Source organism: Rhizobium sp. 768_B6_N1_8 (assembly GCF_051811225.1).
Classification (GTDB): domain Bacteria; phylum Pseudomonadota; class Alphaproteobacteria; order Rhizobiales; family Rhizobiaceae; genus Rhizobium.
Genome location: NZ_JBPWPV010000002.1, coordinates 1,825,391 through 1,846,528 on the forward strand (window position 1 = coordinate 1,825,391; position 21,138 = coordinate 1,846,528).

The window sequence follows — 21,138 nt, forward strand, 5'->3', positions numbered from 1 at the left end:
CGGCCCAAATCGACGGCCGGTCATCCCTCCCCTTGTTTGTTCAATTCGTACTGATTGCTGGATGATTGCTCCACTCTCCGGCGGGACCATCCGCCGGAGAGTGGACGGTCGGGGCAAGGCCGCCCTCTCACACGCTTGCGATCAGGCCGCCATCGACCCTGATGACAGAGCCGGTCAGATAGGAGGATCGCATGCTTGCAATGAAAGCGACCACGTCAGCATATTCCTGAGGGTCTCCATAGCGGCCGACCGGGATCGAGGCGGTGCTTGCGGCCGAGACCTCCTCCACAGGCCTGCCTTCACGCTTGGCCTTTTGCTCATCGAGGAAAGTGATGCGCTGCGTAGCGATACGTCCCGGCAGGACGACATTGACGGTCACGCCATCGCGGCCGACCTCACCCGCCAAAGTCTTGGACCAGCCAAGCAGGGACATGCGCAGGGCATTCGAGAGGCCAAGGTTGGGAATGGGCGCGACGACACCCGACGATGTCGAGGTGATGATACGGCCCCACTTCTTTTCACGCATCTTGGGAAGCACGGCGTCGCTGATGGCGATGACCGAGAGAACCATGCTATCGAAATACTTGCGCCAGCTTTCGGCGTTCTGACCGGAAACGAGCGTCGGCGGCGGGCCGCCGGTGATATTGACGAGAACGTCCACCGGACCGAACTGCTTATCTATTGCAGCGAGATTGGGCTCGATCACACCGAGATCGGCAAGATCCCATTGAAACGCCATCGCCGATCCGCCGGCCGCCGCGATTGTTGCGACGGTCTTGTCGGCCGCCTCCCTGTTGATATCGGCAACGGCGACGTTCGCGCCCTCCGCGGCTAGCGTCTTGGCGATTGCTCCGCCAAGTCCGCCACCGGCGCCCAATACGAGGGCAGTCTTGCCTTTCAATCCGAGATCCATGGTCTGTTTCCTTTCCGTTATTGTCGAACTTGTGCGACGTCATGATCAGCCCGCCATCCAGCCGCCGTCGACCATCAGGTTGACGCCGGTCATGTAGCTCGCCATGTCGCTGGCGAGGAAAAGTGCGGCATTCGCGACATCGCGCGGCTCGCCGAGCCGCGGCCAGGGCGTGCGACGGCGTGAATAGTCGAGAGCGTCAAGATCGTTGGCGACACCCGGCTTGCCGGTGATGATCTTGCCGGGGGCGATCGCATTGCAAACGATTCCTGCCGCTGCATGGTCGACAGCAATTTGCCGGGTCATCTGGACGATCGCACCCTTGCTGACCCCGTAGGGGAAATCGCCTGGGCAGGCGACCATGCCGTGCTGCGACGAAATGTTGATGATGCGTCCGCGCGTGTCGCCGACCGGCTCCTGCAGTAGGAATTGCTGCGCTGCCCGCTTGCAGCAATAAAAGAAGCCGGTGACATTGACGGCGATCACCCGATCCCATTGTTGCGGCGACGTTTCCAGGAGATCGGTCGAAGTGTAGATCGCGGCATTGTTGACCATGATGTCGAGCCGCCCAAACCCTTTCACCGTCTGTGAGACCAGCGCATCGACGTCAGCCCATCTGGAAATGTCGGTCTTTATGAACATACCCTTTCCGCCTGCCGCCCGGATGCGGGAAAGGGTCGTTTCACCTCCCTCGATCGGATCCTCGGAGACGTCGCCAATCACGACGGTCGCGCCCTCTTGGGCGTAGCGAAGCGCGATCGCGCGACCGAGACCGGAACTCGCCCCGGTGACAATGGCAATTTTCTTCTCGAGCATAGGCATGGGAGTTCCTTTAGTCGGCCCTGCGGACGACCTGGCCGCGATTGGGGATGATGAGCGTTCCGTCTTTGACGATGCGTTCGCCGCGGAGGAAGACATCGGTCAACCGGCCGGCCGCACGCTTGCCATGAAATGGTGTATAAGCGGCGCGGGAAGCCTGTTCGGCATTGGTGATGACAGCTGATCTGCCCATATCGACAATCAGCATGTCGGCATCACGACCGACGGCGATCGACCCTTTCGAACGTCCAAGCCCGAAGCGGTGGGCGGGATTGTACGCGCAGATCCGCACCAGGTCCGGAAGCCCTATGACCTTTTCCGCCACAAGGCCCAGCATCACCGAAAGCAATGTCTGAAGTCCGGGCATGCCGCCGGGAATATCGGCAAAGGATTCATAGGCCGCCGACTTCTCGGCCGGGCTGTGCGGTGCGTGATCGGTCGCCATGATCGTGATCAGGCCCTCCGAGACCGCATGGCGCAGGGCAGCGACATCGTCATGCGCGCGAAACGGCGGTGATCCCTTCAGCTTGGCACCGTCCGTCTCGTAGTCGTCGGATGTGAAGAACAGGTTCTGCGGCGTCGTTTCGACAGTGACGTCAGCCATGCCCTGAAGGCGGCGCCAGGTTTCGACGCCGAGCTTCGAATTGACCTGGCGAACATGCACTCGCGCACCGCTCTCGGCCGCGGCAAGAACCGCACGCGCGATACCGCCGGCTTCGGCGAGCGGCGGCCTGCTGGCAAGAAACGCCGAAATGCCGCCGCTGCGGTCGCGTGAACTGGTTCCCTCGAGGATCGACTGGTCGCCGGGGGAAACACCGATCACCGTGCCGGTGTCCTTCAACCGGCGCAGCATCTGCGTGACCGCGTCCAGACTGTCGAACCGATAGTCGGCAGGCACATCCGCCGTGAACAGTTCAAGCGAAACCGGCGACAAGGCAAGCAGGTCATCCAGGCTGTCGCAGCTCTTTGAAACCACCGCCTGAAAACCGACGTCGACATTCAGTCGTCCCGCTGCGCTCGCCATCTTGTCGGACAATTGCTGCGCCGAAGCCGTCCAGGGATCGTCCGTCGGCATATCGAGGATCGTTGTCACGCCGCCGAGAGCGCCGGCATGCGTGCCACTCTCAAAGTTTTCCTTGTGCGTCAGTCCGGGTTCTCGCAGATGCGCATGCGCATCGACGAGCCCCGGCAATAGCTGCTTGCCGCCCGCATCGATGAAATTGCGTGCCATCGCGGTTTCGCCAGGCGCAAGCAGAGCCGCTATCCGTCCATCGAGAATGCCGACATCCGCACGGCCTTGACCGTTTGCATTGACGACCGTGCCGCCAAGGATCATCGTATCGAACACGTCCGCCTCCGCTTTTCTACCACAGACCTGCGAGCCGCGGTTCTTCGTGCGTGACAACCTCGATCAGCGCGGCCTGGCCGGCTGTGACCCTGTCCAGGGCGCGCAACAATGCGGGACGCAGGTTCTCCGGTTCGATCACACATTCGCTGTAGCCACCGAGGGCTTCAGCGATCGGAGCGTAGTTGCCCGTCACCCGGTTCGCGCCATATTTCGTGGTGGCAATCGGCATGCTTTTCGCGTAGCCGCCGAGCACGTTGTTGCGCAGCACGACCGTCAGGACTGGCAGATTGCACCGCACGGCGGTTTCGAAGTCGATGCCGACCATTCCAAAGGCGGACTCTCCCATCAGATTGACGACCGTCGCATCGGGACGAGCAAGCTTGGCCCCCATCGCAAAGCCGAGGCCGCTGCCGAGCTGGGTGGTCTTGCCCCAGCCGATGTAGCCGCCGGGCGTGCTTGCCATATAGAACGGGCAGAACTGGTCACGCGGATTACCGGCATCATGCGTCACGATCGAGGTCTTCGGATCGATCGCCTGCATGATCTCCCAGACGACACGGTAGGGCGAGATCGGTGTGCTGTCCGATGTCAGCAGCGGCATCCACTTTTCCAAGAAGGCCGCACGAATGACGGCGATTTCTGCCGCCGGCTGCGGCCGGTCGCCAAGTGGCAGAAATTCCCGGCGGATAAGCGTAATCATCTGCCTGAGGACGGAGGCGGCATCACCGATCACGCCTTGCGAGATCACATAGTCCTTGCCGAGATCGGCTTCGTCGAGCGTCACCTGCAGGATGGTTTTGTCGTCCGGGACCGGCAGGATGTAATAGGAGCGCGTCAGGCTGCTGCCGAGGGCAAACACGACATCGGCCCTTTCGAGAAAATGGTCGACCGTCGCCGGTCGTGCCCGGCCGGCAGCCCCAAGCGCAAGTGGATGGTCTTCGGGAAAGGCGCTCTTGCCGTTCGGTGTCGTCATGACGGGAACGTTCAACAACTCGGCCAGCTCGACCAGATCCTGCGTGGCCGATGCGGCGAGAACTCCCTGCCCTGCCAGGATCACCGGGCTCTTGGCCGCAATCAGGGCTTCAACCAGATTGGCCACCTCACCGTCATCGGCCTGCGGCACGCTGCGGCGCGGGCGGCGATGATCGGCCGGACGGGCGTCGAGCGTTTCGGCCAACAAATCGACCGGAAGTTCCAGCAGAACGGGCGCCGGCGGCCCGTTTCTGACACGTGAAACTGCCGCATGCATCAGCTTCGGCAGATCGGCGACCTGCGTTGCCGCTTCGCACCATTTAGTGATGTGGCGGAAGTTGCGACGGGATTCGAAATTCGGGGCGACCGCTTCCGATCCGCGCGGATAACCGGTCGGCAGGAACAGCATCGGCACACGATCATTGAAGGCCTGAGCGATACCGGCAAAGGCGCTTTCGGCTCCCGGACCGTACTGGACGGTGACGACGGCGAGCTCCCTGCCGGCCGTCGCCCGGGCGTAACCTTCGGCAATGTTGACGGCGACCCGCTGCGTACGTGCGATCAGCGGCGGAATATCGAGCGCGGCAGACGCATCAAAAAGCTCGCTTGCCGGAAAGCCGATGATCTGCTTGACGCCTTCCTGCTTCAAGACACCGGCGACATATTCGGCGCCGCTTATCGTTTCCGCCTCTGCTTGACGATGGTCACCCGGCATCGCATGCGCACCGTCAGCCATGATGATCCATCCAGTAACGAGCGATGTCTTCGCGTCGCATGAAGGCAGCGCCCGGGGTCTTCTTGACGTGTTCGATCACGTCCCGAAGCCCCGACGCCCGATTGGGCTGGCCCATCCAGCGCGCATGCACGCCGATCGTCAGCATGCGCCCCCCGATCTCGTCGGCTTCGCCAATCATGTAGTCGATGGCAGAACGGCAATCCTCGGCAAAATCGCGCGGATTGCTGTAGCCGGGCGCAATCAGATAACGGCTGTCGTTCAGTGTCTTCGAATAGGGAACGACGAGAAGGCGCGTGCCTTCGTGATCGAGAAAATAGGGAAGATCGTCGTTGCAGGGATCGGAATAATAGAGAAAGCCACCTTCCCTGACGATCAGATCTCGGGTGTTGACGCTTGGAAAGGATCGGCAGTTCCAGCCCATCGGCCGCTTGCCGGTCAATTTTTGATAGAGGGCGATGGCTTCGTGAAGCTGTTGCTCCTCCTCATCGCGCGGCATGATGGAATATTCACTCCAGCGCAGGCCGTGGCCGAGCAGGTCATGGCCGCGGGCATTCATCCAATCAATGACGGCAGGGTTTTTCTCGAGCGCAACGGCGCAGGCCGAGACGGTTACCGGAATATCGTAGCGGTCGAACAGGCGTGATAGGCGCCAGACGCCGGCACGACTGCCATATTCAAAATGCGTTTCGGTGCCGAGGTCGCGCAGCGGCGGGCTGTTTGGGATATTGTATTCGCCCCAATTGTCGTTTCGCCCGTCCTCGAGCCAGGAATATTCGGCGCCCTCCTCGTAGTTCAGGACAAGGTTGATCGCGAGCTTGACCCCACCTGGCCAAGTCATGACAGGAGGCTTCGGGCCGTAACCGACAAAGTCGCGCGATTGATCTTTTGCCATGGCGCTCATCACTTTCCCTCGTTCTGATTTTCGTTGTCGATAATCCAGTCCATGTAATCGTGGAACGATTGCCTTGCGCCGCGCGGCTGCCAGCCGGTGTCGCGCGCGATGCGGGCAATGTCGTAGGCTCCCCACATGCCGTCTTTGAGTGAGACGTCCTGAATGATGTTGGCAGTTTCCCCCGGGCTCAAATCGACCTGCAGGTCCGGAGCCCGCTCCTTCGCCCAGGCGATGATGTCGCCGATCGTCGAGGTCTCGCCGCTGCCGATATTGTAGTGCCGGTAACGCAGGCGTTCTGCGAGGATCAGCGCGATGATCGCATCGGCGACATCGGTCGAGGTGATGTAGTCGCCGACAGGCTCCAGGCTGTTTGGCCGGATGGTCTCGCCAGCAAGCGCCATGTGGGCTACCCGGTTCGGCACGTGCCGGAAATTGCGGCTGCCGGTGACCCGGTCCATCGGCCCATAAACCGACGCAAGCCGAACGGAGGCCGCCGACAGATCGAACAGATCTGCGTAGCGGTTGACGACCATCTCGGCTGCAAATTTGGAGATCCCGTAAAGCGTCAGCGGCGCGACATAGCCATCTTCAGGAAGCGGCTCACCCGTCCAATCCGGCCCGTGGTGACGGTAGACGGAGCCCGAACTGACGAAGACGAGGCGTTGAATGCCGGGGCGTTCCCTCAACCATTCGAGAATGTGCACGGTGCCCATGAAATTGACATCGACGATCCTGGCAGGATCGTCAGCTTCGGGCTGGCGCTTTGCTTCTGCGGCACTGCCACGCGAGATTGGAGTGACAGTCGCGCCATGGACCACGTAGCGGATATCGTGACTGTCGAGCGCTGCCTCCCACTGGCCGGGATCACAGATGTCAGCCGTGATAACAGTGAGCCGATCGCGGACCGGTGCAAAATAGCGCTCAGCCATGTCATCCAGGCCGGCGCGGTCAAGAATGACGACACGCGCCCTGGCATCACGATCGAGCCACGTCCGGGCAAGGACACTCATGACAAAGCCGGTTCCACCGGTGACAAGTAGGGTCATTTCAAATCCATCCAAAGATTTCGCGACATGCATCAGCGCGTGGCATAGCCACCATCGGCCAGGAGGTCGGTTCCGGTGACGAACGAAGCGTCCGACGACAGCAGGAAGGCGGCAGCAGCGGCAATTTCATCGGGCTTTGCGATACGACCGAGCAGATGCGCAGGTCCGAGTCCGGCATTGGCCGCCTCAAGATCCGGCCAACGCTGCAGCAGCCTTGGCGTGGCAACAGCGCCCGGCGACAGGCTGTTGACGCGGATGCCATCGACCGCATGATCGGTGGCCATGGCCTTGGCGAGATGCACAAGACCGGCCTTTGCTGCGCAGTAGGCGACAGCCCTGCCGGTCGCCACATGCGCAAACTGCGATGCGATGAAGACGACCGATCCGCCGCCGCCTGCAATCATTGCCGCAAGCGCATGCTTGCTGGCCAGGAAGGCGCCCGTCAGGATGACGTCGATCTCGAGGCGCCATTGCTGTTCGTCAAGATCGACGACCGTCCCATCCATCGAAGGTGCTGCGGCGTTGTGCACGAGCCCGTCCAGGCGTCCAAACCGTTTCACACCACTATCCACCGCGCGACTGACTGACGCATCGTCCGTCACGTCGCACTGGATGGCGAAAGCCTGAGGGCCAAGGGACTGGGCGAGCGCAGTGACGCTATCGAGCGATTGATCCGCACAGATCACCGAGGCGTTTTCATCGATGCAGCGGCGCGCAATCGCCGCGCCGATACCGCTCGCAGCACCGGTCAGAAAGATCACCTTGCCATCAAGGCGTGACATCGCCGCCGTCATGATGCAAGCACCTTCGAAAGACCTTGGCGCGGTGGGAACGGCCGGTGACGGGCGACGAACTGGCCCCGTCCCGGCTCGGCCATGATCTTTCCGTCGTCCCAGACGATGTCGCCCCGTGAGATCGTCATGATGGGCCAGCCCTTCACGACCTGGCCTTCATAGGGCGTATAGTCGGTCGCATGATGCAGCAGCGAATTGGTGATCGTGACGCTGCGATCCGGATCCCAAATCGCGATATCGGCGTCGGCACCAACTGCAATCCGTCCCTTGCGGGGATGGAGACCAAAGAGCCGCGCCGGGGCGCCGGCGGTCAGATCCGCGAATTTCTGCAGCGAGATCAGGCCACCGTTCACACCAGCGGAAAACAGCAAAGCGAGCCGCGTTTCGATACCGGGAATGCCATTGGGAATGCGATGGAACGGGGTTCCCGGCCCACCCGCGATCTTGTCGGCATAGTGCCAGGGCGAGTGATCGGACGTGAAGACCTCAAGCGTTCCATCCAGGATGCCGCCCCAGATTGCCGGCTGGTTGGACTTGTCGCGCGGCGGCGGCGTGCAGACGCATTTGGAGCCGGACAGGTCGTGCGTATCGATGTCATCGGCCGAGAGGAAGAGATATTGCGGGCAGGTCTCGGCATAGATCGGAAGCCCTCTCGCCTTGGCGCGGCGAATCTCCTCGACGGCCCCGCCGGCGGCAACATGGCTGACGAGGATCGGGGTCTCGATCAGTTCCGAAAGGCTGATCGCCCTAAAGGTTGCTTCACGGTCGCCGATCGCCGAATGGGCCTTCTCGTGATAGCGCAGGTCGGTCTTGCGCGCAGCGAGGAACTTTTCGGTCAGCCAGCGAATGCAGGCATCATTTTCGGCATGTACCATGACCATCGCACCCTGCGCGCGGGCAAGGTCGAGGACGTTCAACACCTCGTAGTCATCGAGTTTCAGCCCGTCATAGGTGAGGTAAATCTTGATCGACGTGCAGCCTTCGGCGATCAGGCCGGGAATTTCGTCGCGCAATACTTCGGCTGAGGGATCACCGACGATCAGGTGAAAGCCATAGTCGATCCGCGCCTTTGGACAGGCCCGCTTGTGATAATCCTCGACGATATCGCGCAACGACTGGCCGCGCATCTGCATGGCGAAAGGCACGACGGTGGTCGTCCCGCCGCACATCGCAGACAGCGTGCCGGTGTTGAAGTCGTCGGCCGTCGTTTTGCCTTCCCATGGCTGTTGATCCATGTGGCAATGGCTGTCGACCCCACCTGGCAGGACCAGACGACCTTCTGTTGCGACTTCATTTCTTCCCTCGGGCAGATCCGGCTCCAGCGCGGCAATCACGCCATCGCGAATGCCGATATCGATCTGCCTGGTCGCGTCCGGAAGCACCACACGGCCACCACGGATCACGAGGTCATAAGGCTTGGCGCACGTCATTCGCATCCTCCCGAAACGAGGCAAGGCTTGGCCGCGCCGATCGGACGGCGGACAAGATTGAAGCAGGCGGCGGCAGCAACCAGAAAGGCTCCGCCGCCGAGGAGAAGGAAGAGAGCCTGCGGTGCGAATTGTTCCATCAATTGCGCGGCAAGCCCCGGCGTCATGATGTTGCCGATCGAATAGAGGAGCAGCAGGCTGCCCGACGCGGAAACCATGTGCCGGCTATCGAGCTGCGCGTTGGCATAGGCGATTGCGACCGGGTAGATCGTCAGCGCGACTGCGCCATAGACAAAGAACAGGCCGTAGAGCAGCGCCTGGGGCCGCATTCCGGGCCAGGCGATTGCAGCACATAGACCCGCTGCCGCCAGTCCCTGCAGGAGCAACAGAACGCGCCGGTCCATGCGATCCGACAACCATCCGATCGGCGCCTGGGCGAGCATCCCGCCCAGGCTGAAAGCCGTCACCAGCGTCACCGCAACGGCTGCGTCGAGGTTCACCCGCTCCGCATAGATCGGCGTCATCGTATAGACGTTCATGTTGGTCATGCCGGACTGAAAGACGCAGACGACAGTGACTGGCGCGAGAGCGGCGAGCCGCCAGATGCCAAACCGGCTCCCGGAGTGGACGTTGCCGGCATCGACCGCCACTGCCAGCGGCAATCGCAAGGCCGGCCAGGGGCCACCGACAAAGCGGGCATAAACCAACCCGGACAGGATGACCCCGAGCACAAGCTGAAAGAGATGGGGAGATTTCGGTCCGGCCGCCTCGATCAACAATTGCGCAAACAATGTCGCAAGCGAGGTCATCAGCATATAGAGGGAAAAATATGTCCCGCGATTCTTCTGATCGGCATAAAGGTTGATCCAGCTTTCGGAGACGACGAAGAGGGTCGCGATCGAAAAGCCGTTTATCAAACGCAGGCAGAACCAGAACGGGGCGGATTCCGTCACCATATAGCCGCCGGCGCCGAACGCGGCGAGCAATGAGACGATCTGGAAGGCACGCTCATGTCCAAAACGGACGACAAGGAAACGTGCCGACAGGCAACCGCCAAGAAAGCCTATGGGAAATGCTGTCAGCAGCAACTGGACCACGTGCGAATCGATTGCGGGATCGCTCAGATGAAGCGAAACCGTCGTCGTCAGAAGAGAATTTCCAGTCGCAACGATGCAGATGCTCGCCAACACGTGCAGGATTGCACGCAGACCGGCGGCTTTCCGCCAGAAATCACCAATCAACCTGTCGGGATCGCGCATCATTATGCCTGTTTGACGGGAACAAGAATGGATGGCCGGGCGGCGAGGTCCGCCTGATCGATATGGCAGAGAATCTCGTGCGTGCCGGTCATCTTGCGCAGCGGCGGCGGTACGGTGTCGCAGATGCTGCCGAGCTTGCGGTGGCATCGCGTCGAAAAGCGGCAACCGGCGGGTACGTTGACAGGGCTTGGCGTTTCACCCGACAGGCGAATACGCTCGCGCGGCGTTTCGTCGGGATGCGGGCTGCGGATCGCCGACAGCAGCGCCTCGGTATAAGGATGGGCGCCTTCTCCGAAGACTTCCTCGACGGTTCCCTGCTCCATGATCTTGCCGAGATACATGACGACGACCTTGTCGGCGACATGGCGGACCAGCGCCAGGTCGTGGCTGATGAACAGCATCGTGGCGTGCTTTTCCCGCTGAATGTCGAGAAGAAGCGTCACGACCGCTGCCTGCACCGAGACGTCGAGAGCTGAAACCGGTTCGTCGGCGACGATCAGCGAAGGTTCGGCCGCAAAGGCGCGGGCGATGGCGATACGCTGCTTCTGGCCGCCGGAAAGCTGGTTCGGCTTTCGATCTGCAACGGCTGGAGACAACCGCACCATTTCCAGGAGCTCGCGGACGCGCTGCTCGATCTCGGCCTTTCCTTTCCGGATACCGAATTTCTTGATCGAACGACGAATGGAGAAGGCAGCCGAATGCGAAGGGTTGAGCGTACTGTCGGGATTTTGAAAGATCATCTGAACCTGCTGCAGCAGTTCGCGTGGACGCGCGCTCGCCTGCAGCTCGGCAATGTTTTCGCCAGCCATGCGGATTTTTCCCGACGTCGCCTTGTCGAGACCCGTCACGATGCGCGCGAGCGTCGATTTTCCGCAGCCGGACTCACCGACCAGCGCGACGATCTCGGCTGTTGCCGCTTCGAATGTGACCGCTTCATTCGCCTTGACCGTCTTCTGGTGGCCGACAGGATAGAGACGGTTGACGTCGGCTAGCGAAATGGCCGTCGTTTTTTTGGTATCATACGCCTCGACATGCGCCCCGCTTGCGGTCGCAGCCGGAATGTCCGGCCAGCGAACACAACGCACGAGATGGTCCTCGCCCGCCGGCTCCAGAACAAGCCCGGGGCGATCGCAGAGGCCTGCCACGAAACTTGAACAGCGTGGCCCGAAGAGACAGCCCTGCGGCCGTTCCTGCGGTAGCGGGATCGAGCCCGGAATGGCGGCAAGTGTGCGGCTTCTCTTGTCGCCGGTGATATCGGGAATGCAGTCGATGAGACCGCGCGTATAGGGGTGTTTCGGCCGGCGGAACACTTCACCTGTCGTTCCCTCTTCGACCATCTCGCCGGAATACATGATGCCGAGACGGTCGCAGCTTTCCGCGATCAGACCGAGATTGTGCGAGATGAACAAGAGGCTCGTCGAATAGCGTTGACGCAATTCGGCAATCAGATCGATGACCGCAGCCTCGACCGTCACGTCGAGGCCTGTCGTCGGCTCATCGAGCAGCAGCAGGGACGGTTTGGCGAGCAATGCCATGGCGATGACGACACGTTGCTGCTGGCCACCTGATAGCTGATGCGGATATCGCCGCATCATGTCGCGGGCATCCGGCAGGCGAACGTCGGCAAGCATCGCCTCCGCCATCGCCATCGCGTCCTTCTTGCTGGCGCCCATGTGAAGCAGCGGCACTTCGGCAAGCTGCGCGCCAATCGTCTTGACCGGATTAAGCGCACTCATCGGATCCTGGTAGACCATGGCGATCTGCCGCCCACGGATGGAGCGCAACTCCCTGGCCGAAGCATCGACCAGTTGCTTGCCATTGAAGCGGATGCTGCCGCCGGCAATCACACCGGTATTGCCGAGATAGCCCATGATCGCCATGGCCGTCGTGCTTTTGCCGCAGCCTGACTCCCCGACGAGCCCGTAACTTTCGCCGGGCATGACCCTGAACGAGAGGTCAGGGATCGCAACGACCGTTTCGTTCTTGCCGCGAAATTCGACGCGCAGGTTTTCAATGTCGAGAACAGGTTCACGATCGATCGATGGCGTGGTGGACATGGCCGCTCCTTGAGGATTGGACGCGATGATGTTCATGGCTTCCATGCCTCCCGCATACCGTCGGCGAGGAGATTGAAGCCGAGAACCAGGCTGACGAGCGCGAAGGACGGGATCAGCGACATGTGCGGCCAGACATTCAAGACAGTGACGCTCTCCTTGACCATGCCGCCCCAATCGGGGTTCGGTGGCGGCAGGCCGAGGCCGAGGAAACCAAGAATGCCGATGGTGATGATCGTGTAGCCGATGCGCAGGCAGGCATCGACGATCAGGAGACTGCGGCAGTTCGGCAGCAGCTCGACAATCATGATGTAGAACGTGCTTTCTGCCCGCAGCTTCGCCGCGGAGACGTATTCCTGCTGCTTTAGGCCGAGGACCAGGCCGCGCGTGATACGGCCAATGCCCGGCGCCGAGGCGATCATCGTCGCGATGACAATATTCAGGACCGACGGTCCGATATTGGCGATCAGGATGACGTAGATGACGAGAACCGGAAAGGCCAGGATGATGTCGGAGAAACGGCTGATCAGCACATCGATCCAGCCACCGTAGTAGCCGGCGATCATGCCCATGGTGATACCGACGATCATGGCAACCGCCACCGACAATGGCGCGACGGATAGTACCGTGCGGGCGCCAAAGATCAGCCGTGACAGCATGTCGCGACCGAGGATATCGGTTCCCAGCCAGTGGGCCGCGGACGGATAGGGGTTGCTCATTGCCATGACATCGGAATCCGTCGGCGATGGCAGCGGCAGGATGGGGGCGAGAAGGGCGGCAAGTACCCAGAAGAGAACCAGGCAAAGCCCGACGACGGCTGTGCGCGAATGGAAAATGCGCATCCAGTTGGGTCGCGCTGCGCGTTTTGACGGTACGCCAACGACGCCGACGATATTGTCTTGAACAGCCATGATTTACCTCACCCGGATACGTGGATCGAGCAGCATGTAGCCAAGGTCGCCAAGCAGCTGCGTAATGACGGCGATGGCGACCGTGATCAGCGTGGCGGCTTCAAGCGTTGCGATATCGCCGAACAGACTTGCGTCGAGGATCAGGCGACCGAAGCCCGGATAGGCAAAGACGAGTTCGGTCACGACGACGCCGCTGATCAGGAAGTTGATTTGCAGCAGGAGCACGGTGAACGGTGCGATCATCGCATTGCGCAGCGCGTGGCCGAGGACCATGCGGCGCGTGCTCATGCCCTTGAGGATTGCCGTTCGGATATAGGGCCGCTCCATCACGCCGATCATCGAGACGCGGATCATGCGGGCGACATAGCCAAAGTCGTAGATGACCAGCACGGCAACGGGCAGTACGAACTGGTAGGGCACTGCCCAGCCGCCATCGCTGTTGAGAGGGCTCGTGCCTGGCAGGATCGGCCAGAGGATCACGAAAAGCGTCACTAGGAAGACCCCGGACGCAAATTCCGGAATGGAAGTGAAAGTGATACAGATGACCGACAATGTCCGGTCGAGCACGCCGCCCTCCTTCAGCCCCGACAGGATGCCGAAGATGATCGACAGCGGCACGATCAAGAGGAACGCCAGGCCGGCGAGGATAGCGGTATTGCCGAGGCGATCCCAGATGACGTCGTTGACGGGCAGCTTGTTCAGCGTCGAATAGCCGAAATTGCCAAAATACTGGGCACCGCGCGGATCCTTGAAATTCAGTCCGGTGGCCGGATCCTGGAGGGGGTCGGGAATTGCGCCGACGAGCACGCCCAGCCAGCGGCCATAGCGCACCAGCAGCGGATCATTGGCCTTCAGCTTCTGCGACAAAAGGTCGACCTGCTGCTGGGTGGCGAAGGGACCGAGCGACTTGCGTGCCACGCTGCCGGGAGTGAATTCGCAGACGGCGAAGACGAGGAACGAGGCACAGAGCATCGTCACCATCATCATCACCAGACGCTTGAAAAGGAAATTCGCCATAGCCGGGGATCCCGAATATCGGGGCGTAGCACCCGACCGCGTAAAGGCGGCCGGGCACCAGCCGGGAGGTTAGGCCGAGATCGCGTATTGATGCGCGAAGATATATTGCGAAGGATGAAGCTCGAAGCCCTTGACCTTCTTGTCCATGACTGTCGAGAAGACACGCCAGAAGGGTTGAACGATCGGTCCGTCGTCCTGCATGATCGCTTCAATCTTTGCCATGACCTTGCTGCGCTCCTTCGGATCGAGGATGCCTTCGGCTTCCGTCAGCAGCTTGTCGAAATCCGGATTGGAATAGTTGGATTCGTTCCAGGCGGCATTCGAACGGTAGGCAAGTGACAGCGTCATGATTGCCAGCGGCCGGTGGCCCCAGGCCGTCAGGCTGAACGGCGACGTCGTCCAGACTTCCCAATATTGCGCACTCGGCAGCGACTTGATGTTGACCTTCACACCGATGTCCTTGAATTGTTCGGCAAGGACTTGCGCCGTGTTGAGCTCCCAGATCGGATCGGGGCGCGTGGTCATGTCGAATTCGAAACCGTCAGGATAGCCTGCGTCAGCCAGGAGCTTCTTGGCCTTCTCGATATCTCGGGGATATTTCGGCAGGGCCGCATATTCGGGATGTGACGGCGCGACGTGATGATCTTCGGCCGGAATGCCGGCACCGAGAAGCGCGGTCTGGATAACCTTGTCGCGGTCGATCGCATAGCGCATCGCCTGGCGCACGCGCTTGTCCTTGAACTGCTCGATATCCGGATGCATGCGGGCAACGACCGTTTGCGTCGTCTCGACCTGGTAGACGGCGACATGCGGGAAATTCTTCATCGCATTGATCTGGACCGCATCGGCTTCCGACAGGCCATCGACCTGCTTGGAGGCCATGGCGGCGATGCCGGCGCCCGGGTTGTCGCCGAGGTCGACATATTCGAACGTGTCGAGATAGGGGCCCGTGCCCCAATAGTCGGTCCTGGCCTTGTACTTGGCACCCTTGCCGACGACGTATTCGGTGATGACAAAGGGACCGGTGCCGTTTGCATCGGCCCCGAAGGCACCGTTTTCCTCCGGATCGAGGATGAACATCGGGTAGTGATAGAGGTGCTCGGGCACGGCGATCTGCGGCGAGGAGCAGTTGAGACGGACGGTGTGATCGTCGACCTTCTCGATGGCATTGTCGGCCCAGAGCTTGCTCGACTTCTTTGGATTGCCCTTCTCGTCCTTTTCACCGGTTTCGTATTCCTCGACGAGATAGCCGGTGAAAAGCCCGAGCATCGACGAACCGATCGCCGGATCGCAGACGCGCTTCAGGTTCCAGACGACGTCGTCTGCCGTCAATGGCTTGCCCTTGCGCCACTTGACGTCCTTGCGCACATGCAGCGTCCATGTCTTCAGGTCGTCGCTGACGTCCCATTTCTCGAGAAGATAGGGATGGGTGATATTGTTGCGGTCCGTGAGCGTGAGATATTCGCAGACCTGACGGATGACGTTCGACTTCTCGGCGAAGTCTGCCAGATGCGGATCCTTGATCTCCATGCAGCGCATGCCGATGCGCAGATTTCCGCCTTTCGGCAAATCGTCCGCCTGGGCAACATCGCCGGGCATCGTTACACCGGCCAGAGAATAGGCAGCGGCCGCCGAAACACCGAGCAGTGTTGCCTTTCGAAGGAATTCGCGGCGGCCGATCGCGCCGCTCGACATCTGTTCGACCAGGGTCGGAATATAGGAATGTTGAGACTTATCCACGGTAGTCATCTCCTAGTTAGCGCTTTAACTGTTCCGATTTTATGGGTTGGACCGATCGGCTAACCTTTGCCGGCAAGCCGCGGTCGCAGCGGGCTTTTTGCCCGTCGCCCGTCCGTCTTCATAAAAATTAAAACGGGATGAACCTCGGTGACATGCAGTGATCCGACATCTTCTCTGCGTCGATCGACATTGTTCATGCGGTTGACATCCCCCGTCGTTTCTCGGCGTTTCTGGTGGCAGCAGGGCTCTCGCGAAATCGCGTGCGATACGAGCGACCGAAATGGGAGGCCGATTGATAACCGCAGATTTCAGCGATCTGTCCGATCGCCAATTCCGTGTAGACCAGCAGTTCTCTTGCTCGCGCCATGCGCAGCTCGATGTAGAAATGACTGGGACTTTTTCCGAGGTTGGCGTGGAACAGCCGTTCGAGCTGCCGCAGCGAAAGCGCGACGCTGTCGGCGAGATCTGAAATCTCGACGGGATCGCCGAGACTTGCCTCCATGCGGCGCACCACGAATGCAAGCTTGGCATTCCTGATGCCGAAACGGTCTTCTGGCGACATGCGCTGGACGTCATCCTGGCGCCTGATCCTCGCATGGTTGAACTGGTCTGAAATGAGCGCGGCGAGCTCTCTGCCTTCCACAGCGGAAATAAGGTAGAGCATCATGTCGAGCGTGACCGTACCGCCCGAAGAGGTCAGGAAGCGTCCGTCGATCGCGAAAATGTCGTCCGTGGCGAGGCAGTTCGGAAACTCGCTGCGAAAGCTTGCAAGCGATTCCCAATGAACTGCACAACGCCGCCCCTCCAGTAACCGCGCCTTTGCCAGGAAGAACACTGCCGTACTGACGGCGCCCAGCACGCATCCTTCTGAATGGATGCGTCTCAACCACGCAAAGACATTGGCATCATAGGCATCGGCATAATTGATCCCGGCACAAAGTATGACGATATCGCAACGGGGCGCCTGCCCTATTGCCGTATCGGCATCGAAGCCCAAACCGCTGCTGGACTTCACATGGCTGCCATCGGCCGAGAGAATGAGCCACTCGAAGGCCTTTCGCTTGGCCAGACGATTGCCCTGCCGCAGCGAGTCGAGCGCGGCGGCGAACGTCATCAGGGGGAAGTCCGGCACCAGGAAAAAGCCGATCCGGATCGGCCGATCACCCTGTGCCAATTGCTTCAGCGTATAGGTCTGCTCCATCATGGGGCGAGCTCCAAACATCCGCTTGCCCTGCTTTTGCCGGTCTGCAGCAGCCGCGGGCTTTGGCGGGCAACCAAAAGCAGATACCGACGATCTTGTCTCACCGTATGGTCAATCGGTTTTCCGTCACATCGTCGCCGGTGACCGGCTCGGCGGGCAGGCTTGCGTCATGACGCAGGATTGGCCTCGCGAGACGGCCGTCTTCGGCCCCCCCCGTCGCGGATCACGATGTCGGCGTCGGTATTCAGCGTGGAAAGCCCCATGCAATCCCGCTGGTATCCCACTAAGATACCGTAGCAAGAGCTGGTTGATTGAGTCAATCGGCAAATTGGCGAAGGGCCGCTCACGAGTTGGGAAGAGGACGATGTAAAGGCGCATGGGCGCAGAGGCCAGTCGGATATCGGAACTCAGCGACGATCAGATACTCTCGCTGATCGCGACTCGTGAGCTGCGCTCGGGGACGCTGCTCGAGACCGCACGCCGAACGGTTCCTGGCGGTTACGGAACGTGCGTGAAGGATTTTGCGCAGCTGACCCAGTTTCGCCCTAACGTCGAAAGCGAGGCCGCCTGTCTCGACCTCATTGAACCTTGACGACGAACCGCATGTGTTGATTGCGAAATCCTGCGCCAATTGATGGCTCGAGCAGCGGTGCCGATGGTGCGCACGCTGCTGCATATGTGCGAGGTCGAAACTTCCTCGGCGTTTTAGCCAGGCCCGTTGAGAGCAGCTTTGCATCCTCGGCGCCATGCAAGCAAACGATGCCGATCTTGCCAGACAGAACACGCGCAATCACCTCGATCGGGGCAGGCTCGGATCTCTCAAGCCTGCTGACCAAGGGCTAGCGGCCTTGATGCCTCAATCCGAAAAGAGCCAACGCATGAAGCGTTCGCGAACGCGGTCTATATGGTCGGCCATTGCCTGGCGCGCCTCGTCCGGTTTCTTGTCAGCCACCGCCTGCAGGACGGCGATGTGCTCGCGCGCTTGCTGCTCGAAATTCCTCTCCATGCGCACGACATGGGCCATGCGCGCCTTGTCGCGCAGATTGCGGATATACTGCGCAAGCATGGGCTTGCCGCTGGCATCGGCGATGAACAGATGAAAGTCGTCGTCATATTCCCAGAAAGAATCGAATTCCAGACTCGGATCTGCGACGATGGCCCGGCTCTTTTCCAGTATGGCATCGACGCTGCCGGGGCTACTGCGATTGGCAGCCTGGGCGGCGGCTTCGCCCTCGAGTAGACGGCGGATCACCAGGATCTCCATCAACTCTTCGACCGCCACCTGCCGGATGACGATGCTGCCGTTCGACAGGCGCGACACGAGGCCCTCGCCCACAAGCCGGTTGATGGCGGCCCGCAGCGGTGTTCGCGACGCCTTGATCTGCTCTGCAAGCTTGCGTTCCGTAAACACATCGCCGGGACCGAGTTCGCGCGCCAGAATCAGGCTCCTTAAGTACTGATAGGCCTGCTCCGAGATTTTCGTCTGATCTTTTCCCGTGGTGATGGTTGCTTCGTCCGCCACATTCAATCCTTGAGAGTTTTCCCGCCGGCCTCCCTCTTAGACGATGAGAGGACGCCAAGCAATCCCAGCGGGGTCCCGCTGGTTTGTTCGTCGTGCCAAGTGCGGGATTTGCGCTTTACAAACCCATTTTTGTCGCTAACTTCACCGCGTGCCCCGCTGGTATCCCAGTGGGATCTATATGGAGTTGACGTGAGCAGGATCGTTCAACAGCTTAAACAGGCCGACTTCGTGGATTTCGGCGATGTCATTGAACATCAGGGCGATCAGCGCCGCCGCGCGCTCTCGATCGACTTTACGCACGAACAGGACGGCATGCGTCGCGCCTTTTGGGTGTCGAAAGTCGTCGCAGCGACAGCGCTTCCGGCAGAAGTCAAATTCCTTGAGAGGCATCCCTTCTCCGACCAGGCCTTCGTGCCCCTTCGCGACACCCGTTTTCTTGTCGTGACTTGCCCGAGCAATCCGGACGGCAGCCCCGACCTGGAACAGATCCACGCCTACGAAGCAGGTCCCGGGCAGGGTGTGATCTACAGGCGCAATGTCTGGCACGCACCGCTTTCCGCTTTCGACGCTCCCGTCGAATTCTTCGTCACGATGGGGGTCACCGAAAAGGCCGCAAATGACGAGTTCTACGAGCTGCCGACACCTGTCGTGATCAATCCGGGGGCATGAGAATGAAACCGAAAAGCCACCTGACGCGGGATTTTGTCGGCTACGGCGCCAATGGCTACGATCCGAAATGGCCGGATGGAGCACGCTTGGCGCTGAACATTGTCATCAATGTCGAAGAAGGGTCCGAGCCCTCTACCCTCGATGGAGATGCCGCAAGCGAGACCGCGCTGACGGAAGGCGGTTCGGGCTCGTTTGCCGGCCGCGATCTTGCCGCTGAATCTATGTTCGAATATGGAAGCCGTGTCGGGTTCTGGCGCCTGGCGCGATTGCTTGAGGAACGGTCCTTTCCGGCAACCGTCATGGCATGCGCCCTGGCGCTTGAGCGAAACCCCGAAATCTCAACGTATCTGCGGACAAGCAGATTCGACGTCTGCGCTCATGGTTGGCGCTGGGAGCACCATCGCGGGCTTTCCGTCGACGAGGAGCGTGCACGGATCAAAAGAACCGTGCAAAGCATAGAGGCCTCGATCGGTACCGCACCCGAAGGGTGGTATTGCCGCTATGGCCCAAGCGTCAACACGCGAAATCTCCTCGTCGAACATGGCGGATTTTCCTACGACAGCGACGCCTATAACGAGGAATTGCCCTATTGGGTGAAGGTCGGGCACCGCAATCAGCTGATCGTTCCCTATAGCCTGACCAACAACGACGCCAAGTTCATGCGCGGCGCCATGGCCACCGCCGACCATTTTTTCCAGTTCCTGCGCGACGCATTCGACGTCCTTTATGCTGAAGGCAGGCATGCCCCGAAAATGATGTCGGTCGGTCTACATTTGCGCATCGCCGGTCATCCGGGAAGGGCAGCCGGGCTCCAGCGTTTTCTCGATCATGTCGCTCGCCACGACGGCGTCTGGGTGTGTCGCCGCGCCGACATTGCCAGGCATTGGCATCAGCACCATCAGCCGTCACCATAATCAACGCCAGCAATAGAAAAGGGGAATGCAATGACAAAAAAAGCAATCAATTCAATCGCACTTCTGGCCGCGCTTGGAGCCTTGGGGCTTTCCGGCGCACCTGCTCTTGCAGATGACCATGCTCAGGACCAGCCACTCGTCGTCGGCTCGGATTTCGGCGTCGCGCCGTGGATGGTGCGCGGCGCAAGCGGCCCGGAAGGGTTCGGCGTCGATCTCATCAACGCGATCGCAAAAAAGGTCGGACGGCCTTCGGTCGACGTGCAGGACATCAACTTCTCCGGCCTGTTTGCGGCACTATTTTCCAAACGTATCGAATTCACCGTCAATCCGCTCAACATCACGCAGGAGCGGTCCGAAAAGATGCTCTATACCGAGCCCTTTTTCGCAACGGGCAACGGCTTCCTCGTCAGAAAGGGCGAGAAACTCCCCGCGCTTGAGGGGCTGAAGGGTCAGGTCCTAGCCGTCAACCGGGGCACTATCTCGGACACCTGGGCGACGCAGAACGCCGAGAAATATGGCTTCGAGGTGGAGCGCTACGAGACCTTCCCGGATTCGGTGCAGGCCGTTATCACCCATCGCGCTTTCACAGCACTCAACGAGATCCCGACAACCGTCTATGCCGCCAGCAAGAATCCTGCCATCGAGGTCGGCTTCAAGGATTTCAACGGCCGTAATTTCGGCTATGCTTTTCGTTACGGGGACGAAGCCTATCGAGACAAGGTCGAAGGCGCGATCGAATGCCTGAAACAGGACGGCACGATGGCGAAACTCTACGAGAAATGGTACGGCGAAAAGCCTGCTGACGGCACGGCCCTGACGACCGTTTTTCCCGGTTATGGCGCGCCGGGCTTCAAAGGTTACGACGACAAGCCGCACGAACTCGCCTGCAACTAACGCTGCTCAGATC

Annotated in this window: 19 protein-coding genes; 4 read left to right on the forward strand and 15 right to left on the reverse strand. The window is 60.5% G+C overall.

Annotated elements, in window-relative coordinates:
- Positions 1–127: 127 nt before the first annotated feature.
- The 14 genes from AB8B33_RS32685 to AB8B33_RS32750 form a co-directional block, all read right to left on the reverse strand.
- Complete coding sequence (locus AB8B33_RS32685; protein ID WP_439018548.1) at positions 128–913, reverse strand: SDR family oxidoreductase; 786 nt, start codon at positions 911–913, stop codon at positions 128–130.
- A 45-nt stretch (positions 914–958) separates the two neighbouring features.
- A complete protein-coding gene (locus AB8B33_RS32690) occupies positions 959–1,732 on the reverse strand; it encodes an SDR family NAD(P)-dependent oxidoreductase (protein WP_439018549.1) in 774 nt (257 codons plus the stop codon).
- Positions 1,733–1,742: 10 nt separating this feature from the next.
- Entirely contained in the window at positions 1,743–3,077 is a 1,335-nt protein-coding gene (locus AB8B33_RS32695; protein ID WP_439018550.1) for a dihydroorotase, read from the reverse strand.
- A gap of 16 nt (positions 3,078–3,093) precedes the next feature.
- Positions 3,094–4,785 (reverse strand): thiamine pyrophosphate-requiring protein, encoded by a 1,692-nt coding sequence (locus AB8B33_RS32700; protein ID WP_439018551.1) that lies wholly within the window; start codon positions 4,783–4,785, stop codon positions 3,094–3,096.
- The gene (locus AB8B33_RS32705) at positions 4,778–5,686 is read right to left on the reverse strand and encodes an allantoinase PuuE (protein ID WP_439018552.1); all 909 of its coding nucleotides are present in this window, start codon (positions 5,684–5,686) and stop codon (positions 4,778–4,780) included. Before AB8B33_RS32705 ends, AB8B33_RS32700 begins: the two co-directional genes overlap by 8 nt.
- A complete protein-coding gene (locus tag AB8B33_RS32710) occupies positions 5,686–6,723 on the reverse strand; it encodes an NAD-dependent epimerase/dehydratase family protein (RefSeq protein ID WP_439018553.1) in 1,038 nt (345 codons plus the stop codon). The genes AB8B33_RS32705 and AB8B33_RS32710 overlap by 1 nt, the downstream gene beginning before the upstream one ends.
- Positions 6,724–6,755: 32 nt before the next feature.
- Positions 6,756–7,517 carry an SDR family NAD(P)-dependent oxidoreductase gene (locus AB8B33_RS32715; protein ID WP_439018554.1) on the reverse strand — a complete coding sequence of 254 codons (762 nt, stop codon included), beginning with the start codon at positions 7,515–7,517 and terminating at the stop codon, positions 6,756–6,758.
- Positions 7,514–8,947, reverse strand: coding sequence for a dihydropyrimidinase (hydA, locus tag AB8B33_RS32720; protein ID WP_439018555.1), 1,434 nt, complete (start codon positions 8,945–8,947; stop codon positions 7,514–7,516). The genes AB8B33_RS32715 and hydA overlap by 4 nt, the downstream gene beginning before the upstream one ends.
- Positions 8,944–10,206 (reverse strand): MFS transporter, encoded by a 1,263-nt coding sequence (locus tag AB8B33_RS32725; RefSeq protein WP_439018556.1) that lies wholly within the window; start codon positions 10,204–10,206, stop codon positions 8,944–8,946. Before AB8B33_RS32725 ends, hydA begins: the two co-directional genes overlap by 4 nt.
- On the reverse strand, positions 10,206–12,296 hold the full coding sequence (locus AB8B33_RS32730; protein ID WP_439018557.1) for a dipeptide ABC transporter ATP-binding protein: 2,091 nt from the start codon (positions 12,294–12,296) through the stop codon (positions 10,206–10,208). Before AB8B33_RS32730 ends, AB8B33_RS32725 begins: the two co-directional genes overlap by 1 nt.
- Positions 12,293–13,168, reverse strand: coding sequence for an ABC transporter permease (locus AB8B33_RS32735; RefSeq protein WP_439018558.1), 876 nt, complete (start codon positions 13,166–13,168; stop codon positions 12,293–12,295). Before AB8B33_RS32735 ends, AB8B33_RS32730 begins: the two co-directional genes overlap by 4 nt.
- Before the next feature lie 3 nt (positions 13,169–13,171).
- On the reverse strand, positions 13,172–14,185 hold the full coding sequence (locus AB8B33_RS32740) for an ABC transporter permease (RefSeq protein ID WP_439018559.1): 1,014 nt from the start codon (positions 14,183–14,185) through the stop codon (positions 13,172–13,174).
- A gap of 69 nt (positions 14,186–14,254) precedes the next feature.
- Positions 14,255–15,934 (reverse strand): ABC transporter substrate-binding protein, encoded by a 1,680-nt coding sequence (locus tag AB8B33_RS32745; RefSeq protein WP_439018560.1) that lies wholly within the window; start codon positions 15,932–15,934, stop codon positions 14,255–14,257.
- Positions 15,935–16,118: 184 nt separating this feature from the next.
- Positions 16,119–17,129, reverse strand: a complete 1,011-nt coding sequence (locus AB8B33_RS32750) for a GlxA family transcriptional regulator (RefSeq protein WP_113321070.1) — start codon at positions 17,127–17,129, stop codon at positions 16,119–16,121.
- Between the two features lie 373 nt (positions 17,130–17,502).
- Between AB8B33_RS32750 and AB8B33_RS32755 the strand changes: the two genes are divergently transcribed.
- Complete coding sequence (locus tag AB8B33_RS32755; protein ID WP_439018561.1) at positions 17,503–17,718, forward strand: hypothetical protein; 216 nt, start codon at positions 17,503–17,505, stop codon at positions 17,716–17,718.
- 264 nt (positions 17,719–17,982) lie between these two features.
- On the opposite strand, the gene AB8B33_RS32760 is transcribed toward AB8B33_RS32755, so the two are convergent.
- Positions 17,983–18,648: a GntR family transcriptional regulator gene (locus AB8B33_RS32760; RefSeq protein ID WP_162747938.1), complete on the reverse strand. Its 666-nt coding sequence runs from the start codon at positions 18,646–18,648 to the stop codon at positions 17,983–17,985.
- A 189-nt stretch (positions 18,649–18,837) separates the two neighbouring features.
- Here AB8B33_RS32760 and AB8B33_RS32765 point away from each other — a divergent pair, with 189 nt between their 5' ends.
- From AB8B33_RS32765 to AB8B33_RS32775, 3 genes are read left to right on the forward strand one after another with little or no spacing between them, the layout of a single operon-like run.
- The gene (locus AB8B33_RS32765; RefSeq protein WP_113321075.1) at positions 18,838–19,317 is read left to right on the forward strand and encodes an ureidoglycolate lyase; all 480 of its coding nucleotides are present in this window, start codon (positions 18,838–18,840) and stop codon (positions 19,315–19,317) included.
- A gap of 2 nt (positions 19,318–19,319) precedes the next feature.
- Entirely contained in the window at positions 19,320–20,231 is a 912-nt protein-coding gene (locus AB8B33_RS32770) for an allantoinase PuuE (protein WP_439018562.1), read from the forward strand.
- A 30-nt stretch (positions 20,232–20,261) separates the two neighbouring features.
- Positions 20,262–21,125, forward strand: coding sequence for a substrate-binding periplasmic protein (locus AB8B33_RS32775; RefSeq protein WP_310380811.1), 864 nt, complete (start codon positions 20,262–20,264; stop codon positions 21,123–21,125).
- Positions 21,126–21,138: the final 13 nt, after the last annotated feature.